Source organism: Neisseria sp. P0009.S007 (assembly GCF_051962515.1).
Genome location: NZ_JBQCVF010000065.1, coordinates 8,065 through 11,663 on the forward strand (window position 1 = coordinate 8,065; position 3,599 = coordinate 11,663).

Genomic DNA, 3,599 nt, shown 5'->3' on the forward strand with positions numbered 1-3,599 from the left:
CCGACTTGGCCGCTGCCGAGGATGAGTATTTTCACGGTAATTGAGTGTGTTCGGTAAAAATGAAATTGTAACAAAAGGCCGTCTGAAATTGGAGTTTTCAGACGGCCTGAGTTTTAAATAAGCCAGAAGGTTACCAGTAGCCCAAAACTTTCCACCACAAGATACCGACAGTGCCGAAAATCAGGATTTCGAGCACGCTCATGATGAAGCCGGCTTTCCACCATTCGGTCATGGTTACATAGTTGGAGCAGTAAATGACAGGTGCAGAACCGGTAGCGTAGTGGGTCAGCGACATCATGATGCCGGTAGCGGCTGCCATAATCAGGGCAAACAGCATCGGTGGTGCGCCCAAGGCCAAGCCTGCGCCGTAGAATGCGCCGAACATGGCGGTAACGTGTGCCGTACCGCTGGCGAAAACGTAGTGGGCGTAGAGGTAGGCCAGCATCAACAGGGCACAACCGGCTTCCCAACCCAAACCCATGTGGGCGATACCGCCTTGCATGGAGTCGGACAACCAACTGATGAGGCCCAGTTTGTTGAGGAAGTTTGCCATCATCACCAAGGCAGCAAACCAAACAATGGTATCCCACGCGCTTTTTTCTTTCAGCGCGTCGTCCCAAGTCAGTACGCCGGTCAACAGGCACAGGCTCAAGCCGAGGAAGGTGGTGGCAGTAGCGTCCACTTTCACGCCAAACAGCATCTCAGGAATACCCGCCCACAACAGCAGCAGAACCAGGAAAATACCGAGCATGATTTTTTCTTCACGCTTCATCGGTCCCATTTGGGTCAAATGCTCTTTTGCCAATGCAGTGGCGTTAGGGGTTTGTTTGATTTCAGGCGGATACAGGAAATACAGCACCAGCGGCATCAGTAGCATAGCAAGCAGGCCGGGTACGATCATTGCCAAGAACCAAGTACCCCAAGAGAGTTGGATTTGTGAATTGGTGGCTTTGGCAACCAATTCGACCACCAGTGGATTAGGTGCGGTGGCGGTGATAAAAATCAGTCAGGTAATTACATTGGAGTGGAAGTTGACCAGTGAAAGGTATTTACCGATTTTGCCTTCCGTACCCTTTTCAGGGTCGGAGTCGAAGCTCAAGGCAATGGATTTCATAATCGGATGTACGATGGCACCGCCGCGCGCGGTATTACTCGGCGTTACCGGACCGATGACCAAGTCGGCAAGCGCTAAGCTGTAACCTACGCCCAGCGTGCGTTTGCCGAAGAGGGAAATCAAGAGGTAGCCGATACGCATACCCAAGCCGGTTTTCAACAGGCCACGCGAGATGATGATGGCGATACCGATCATCCAGATGAGTGAGTTGTTGAGGCTGCTCAAAGCGTCTTTGGTTGCGTCGGCGGCTTTTTCATTGGTCACGCCGGTCAGTGCAACCAAGGTAATGCCCAAAATCGCCATGGCGCCGATAGGCATGGCTTTGCCGATGATGCCGGCAATGATGCCGACAAACAATGCCAAAAGATGCCATGCGTCAGGCGATACGCCTTGAGGAACGGGGATAACGAACCAGATAAGCAGCGTCAGCACAAGTGCGACCGCAGCAGGAATTGGCTTGAAGCCCATTTTGAATCTCCTAATTTGAGGATTAAAGTATTGGGAAATCTGTTTTCAGACGGCCTGAGTGTCGCTTAAGCCTGTCTGAACGTATTTTGGTAGGTTCGGAAGGTATTTTTCTTATTGGGTTTCTCTTCCATCTTGGAAAGAAGAGAATGGGAGTCGGGTATCGTTTTTCAGACGGCCTTTATAGTAACAGGCCGTCTGAAAACAACGCCGTTTTACTCCTGTTCTTGCGGCAGGCCGTACTCTTCGGGGAAGGTACGCAGCGAGCTTTGCAACACGGTAACTGCGCCGTCAATCAAACCGCAACGGCCGCTTCGTGGCAACAGTTGGCACAGGCTTTGCAGGGCGCGCAGGTCGTCGGAAGTGCCGATACCGGTGTCCACGCGGTTGAGCAGGCGGGAAAGCTGGAATGTGCCGCCTTTGCAAGGCGGGCATTGACCGCATGAGTTGGAAGCGAAAAATTCCACATACTCGGCCACTTTGCGCACCACGCTGGTGCCTTCGGAAATCACAATCATCGCGCCGGTACCGAGGCTGGATTTGCGTTCGCGTACGGACACGAAGTCCAAAGGCACATCCAAATCTTTTACGGTCAAAAGCGTGTTTGACGGGCCGCCGGTAAATACGGCTTTAAACGTACGGCCTTCGAGCATACCGCCGCCGTGATCGTAAATCAGCGATTGCAAGGTCGTGCCCATTGGCAGTTCGTACAGGCCCGGATTCAATACGTCGCCGGAGAGAGAGTAGAGTTTTGTACCGGCCGCATCGCCCAAACCCAAAGATTTGTACCATTCCGCGCCTTTGGCAAGGATTTGCGGAATATTGGCGAAGGTTTCGGTATTGTTGATAAGGGTCGGCTCACCGTTGACACCGCTTTCGGCGGGGAAAGGCGGCTTGCGGCGGGGGAAGGGGAAACCGCCCTCCAGCCATGAAATTACGGCAGTTTCTTCGCCGCCGATATAACGGCCTGAAGTTTCAACCAGTTGCAAGTCCAAAGGTTTACCCAAGTAGTTTTCGATGCGGATAAACAAATCGCTGTTTTTCCATTGCTCGATGGCCGGTGTGATGGAAGCGATGGATTCGGTTTGATGAGGGTTGACGTACAAAATTGCTTTATTGGCACGGCAGGCAACGGCGGCAATCAGGACGCCTTCGATGACTTGGTGCGGCGTATTTGCCAGCAGTACGCGGTCTTTAAATGTACCCGGTTCGTCTTCGTTGGCATTACAGACGACGTATTTGTCGCCATTTTTGCTTTGGGCGGCAACGGCGGCCTCCCATTTGCGCCAAGTCGGGAAACCTGCACCGCCCATACCGCAAAGATTGGCATCTTGCAGTTTGGAAACAATGCTTTGAGGATCGGCAAGCGCAGCCAGCAGGCCTTCGCCGCCGCCGACTTTGCGCCACGCGGCTAAATCTGCGCCGACTTGGCGGGAAGGATGCAGTAAGTTTTGATTGGCTTGATTCATGATTGTTGCTCCTGCAAACCGGCGTGTTCGCGCAAATCGAATTTGCCGTAGTCGGGATATAAAACGGGGGCTTTGATGTCGCTGGTCAGGCCGGCCCGGGTCATTTCGCGTTGCAGGTCGTGGACGTGTCCGACACCGCCGCGTACTTTTTTCAGCGGCAGGCCGCAATTTGCCGCGGCTTTACCGGCACGGCGACCGAAGCTGATGATGTCCAAAAGTGCATTGCCCATCAGACGGTTGCGGCCGTGAATGCCGCCGGTTACTTCGCCGGCGCAATAGAGGCCTTCGACGCAGGTCGCGCCGTTGCCGTTGATTTCGATACCGCCGTTTTGATAGTGCAGGGTCGGATGAATCATGACCGGCTCAACAGCAGGGTCGATGCCGCATTTGTGGGCAACATGGCCGAGTGTTACTAGACGGTTCAATACGTCAGGGTCGTTAGCAATCAGGCGCGGGGTGTCGAGGAACACGCCGACTTGACCATCGCGTACCACGCCGCGGCCTTCGCGGCATTCGCGCAGAATCGCAGCGGCAACAACGTCGCGCGGTTG

General features: G+C 54.0%; 2 protein-coding genes and 1 pseudogene. All 3 read right to left on the reverse strand.

Annotated elements, in window-relative coordinates; genetic code table 11:
- Positions 1-130 precede the first annotated feature (130 nt).
- Positions 131-1,582: pseudogene (locus tag ACTHS3_RS07440) on the reverse strand (DASS family sodium-coupled anion symporter).
- A 212-nt stretch (positions 1,583-1,794) separates the two neighbouring features.
- Positions 1,795-3,048, reverse strand: coding sequence for a complex I 51 kDa subunit family protein (locus ACTHS3_RS07445; protein ID WP_049335869.1), 1,254 nt, complete (start codon positions 3,046-3,048; stop codon positions 1,795-1,797).
- Positions 3,045-3,599, reverse strand: a 555-nt coding sequence (locus ACTHS3_RS07450; RefSeq protein ID WP_440367565.1) for an FAD-binding protein, incomplete at its 5' end; no start/stop codon positions are given. The genes ACTHS3_RS07450 and ACTHS3_RS07445, both read right to left, overlap by 4 nt.